At 47.6% G+C, this 3,198-nt stretch carries 1 protein-coding gene; it reads right to left on the reverse strand.

The genetic code is table 11. The annotated features are described in order from the left end of the window. Positions 1 to 3,198 (reverse strand): TcdA/TcdB catalytic glycosyltransferase domain-containing protein (locus KDK18_RS02660; RefSeq protein WP_257253002.1); only part of this gene is annotated, 3,198 nt, incomplete at both ends.

A 3,198-nucleotide genomic window follows, 5' to 3' on the forward strand; every position in this document is an offset into this window, starting at 1 on the left:
GGCCCAATTCGGAAAAGTCATTTTTTAACTGTTGGGCATGGAGGGCAAACAGGTCATCTTTTGCCAATGTAGAAACCAGCAGGTCAGGGCCGGAGACCCTGAACGGGTTTATGTCATTGCCACCGGGTGCCACAATGTCCTGCAAAGACCCAAGCAGCAGACGAGTGAACAATGCTGCCATCGCGTCTAATGGCAGGCTTTTAACGTTACGGGCCAGCTGATAGCCCGCCTGCTGGATTCGGAAAAAATTCTCCTGCGCAAAGCGGTCGCCATAGGCCAGCAGGCCAACTCCAGACAACGGGTCTCCGATTGAGTCTGCACGGACAAAGGCGCTCATGTGACGCTCTGTTGGTATCCTGGCCTGTGTAAGAGACCGCTCGGCATCGGCAACCGGCAACGGCATCAACTGGTAAGGGGAAAAGTCATCACCGGTGTGTTGTTGCAGTCGACGGTTGTATTGCTCAATCAGGTCGGAGAGTGGCAGCCTGTTATTGTTTTCGATAAACGTACTAAGCAGTAAATTTCTGGCCCGGTCGAAAGCATCGTCACGATCGATACCCAAGCGCACATAATCCCTGCCGCGGGGCAAAGCGGGCAAGTTCCGGAGTTTTTTCACCAGCCCTTCTGTAACCGGAAGCTGGCGGGCCATTAACTGCCCCTGTTCGTCTTTCTCAAGTACCAGCTTGACGCGATGGTCTGACTGTGACCACAGGACATCGCCATCAACGGGCACGGTGCCGGTCCATTTGCGCCCAAGCTCATCAACCGCCACCAGGGCGTTACGGACACTGATTCGTTTTGTCCGGATTTCACCAAACAGCTTTCTGGCGAAAACTTCTACGGGGTAATGCTCCCCACTGGCATCAGCACCACAGCCCACCAAACTGACGGTATGGACAAACCGACCGCTGGTTAATCGCTTTAGCACATCGGCCAGTTGCTCAACCGTCTTCCCGCCCAGCAAAAACTGGTCGGAACCGGACTTTTCCCCCTGAACCTTACTGCCGTGGCCAACTACAATAATGCGGGTGTCGTCTTTAAGAAAATCAGCTTGCAATGCCTCAAGCTCAATGTCGTGTCCTGTCTTCGGATCAATCGGGGTTCCATCAGACTTTAGTCGTATAAGTTGGCTGAAATCGGGTTGGTATTTGTTGGCCAGATAAAGGCTGGCACTGGTTTCATTGTCGCTGTCACCCAGTTGAAGAATGACCTGGTTTTTATAACGGCTGTCTTGCTCAGAGGTCAGGGCATAACGCTCGGTTTTATCAGTTCCGGGTATCCAGCTACTGGGGCTTTCATCAGTATCGTCACTGATTAAATCAATCTTTGCTAATGGATTGATTTGCATGAAATAGGATTTTGGTTCAAAACCAAAAAGGTCTTTCCTTGAAAAAAAAGCAGACAAATAATTCGCGGAGACTGTTTGAAATCCATTCACCCCGGATATATACATTGTTGATCTGGAATGTGGCAGTATTCCATCTTTACGATAATTAAAAAAACTGTGGGCGATTTTCTGATCAATATTCAATTCCCTGGCGATTAATTTTGCAGTTTTATTTATATCGGTATTAGAAACTCTTAGTGGGTTGTCGAGATTTAAACGTTCAATCAATTGATAACGTTTTATAATATTTTTCTTAACTGCCTCGAGAACCTCGCTGTCAGGTGGCGCGATAATTAAGTTATTGTTGAGATGTATCTTTTTTTCATACCTTGATTTTATTTCCACTGAACCAGGAATAACCCTGAGCGAATCTTGAAAGACAAAAAGAGGTTTTTTGCCGTGATTGGCTATAGCTTCTTCAATAGCTTTTATTAAATCAGGGTATTCTTCCTTTATTCTGTCGTAGTATTTCTCTTCTTCCGGATCAGGTGTCCTGCCAAAAAACAGCTGTTCCGGCCCTTTCTGGGCAAGATAGTTAATAATTGCATGGTTAACGGGGTAACCCGGACCAATCAGCTCGCCGCCAAATAAAAAATATTTCGGAAATTTAATGTGTTTAAACAATTCCTTGTTAAAAGCAGGTAGTATATCAACATCCAAATAGACACCCCCTCCTTCCTTGTCTCTGGCAAGAACTTCCACTCTTACCAAATCTGCTGCTGCGGCTAAAATCCCCCTTTGCCCAAGTTCTTTCACGTACCACTTTCTCAGGCTGGCTTCATTGCCTGCCTGCCAGAGTGTATTGATATCTGCCAGCCTGAATTTACCGGAATCAGGGTTGCTCTTAAGTTTGGCCAGCTCGTCGCCAAACGTCCTGAGTTGCTTCGGGCTTTCTTCTTGTATTTTCTCTAACTCGCTTCGATCCATACCCAAATGGTTAACTAAAAACGCTTTTGCCATGTCGTCGAAGGTTTTACCCCGGGCGATGCCTTTTTTTATAGTGCTATAAGCCAGATCTTGCAGCTGATTAACACGTTCCACAAATTCAACCCTGGTATTTTCTTTTTTCAGGAATGATTCGGGTATTTTCTCAGCGGCAACAGCCTTAAGTATTTCCCGGGTAAGTATGGGCGCTAAAAACGCTTGTGGATCGTGCCAGAGCGTCAAAGACCAGGAGGGAACCTGTGAAGCCCAGATCTTGAGATCGTCTACAACACCTTTTTTGAGAGGACCAATCCAGATAGTGTGAAGCTTTTTGGGTACCTCGACCAAAGCGTCCAGCAGGTACTGTTTTATTGTGGCGACCAGGTGCGAGACGACTGCTTTTCCAAGAGCAGTACCGGGCAGGTTTTCCTGCATACGATAGACAAGGGCGTATTTTTTAAGGGCAGTCCCCTCTTGGCGAAACCGGTCAAATTGTGCAATTTTTTTCTCCAGCGATTTTAAATCATCTGAACTGAGAGCTCCCAGATGCGGCTTAAGGCTGCGCCTGAACATCTCCAGAGTCGGTATTGCATGATCGGGATTAACGGGCCCCAGCAAGCCACTGTTTTGTAACAGCGCAGAGGGCAGCTCCCGCAGTCCAATAGCACCTTCAGCAAACTGGTCTTTTTTAGGCAATCTTTCGACGGTGATGTCACCGTTACTGATGCGAAGTGCTTTGAGCTTGTCAGGTTTGTCGGCCAGTGACCAGGTCACCAGACCCGTCTCTGAAAGCAGGCCAACCCACAGACGTCCCCAGATATCGACTCTCAAAAGACCGTCACGGGCGGTCACTGTCCGGGTTTTTGTCGCTTTCAGGATATCTTTCA

This window comes from Endozoicomonas sp. SESOKO3, assembly GCF_024606255.1.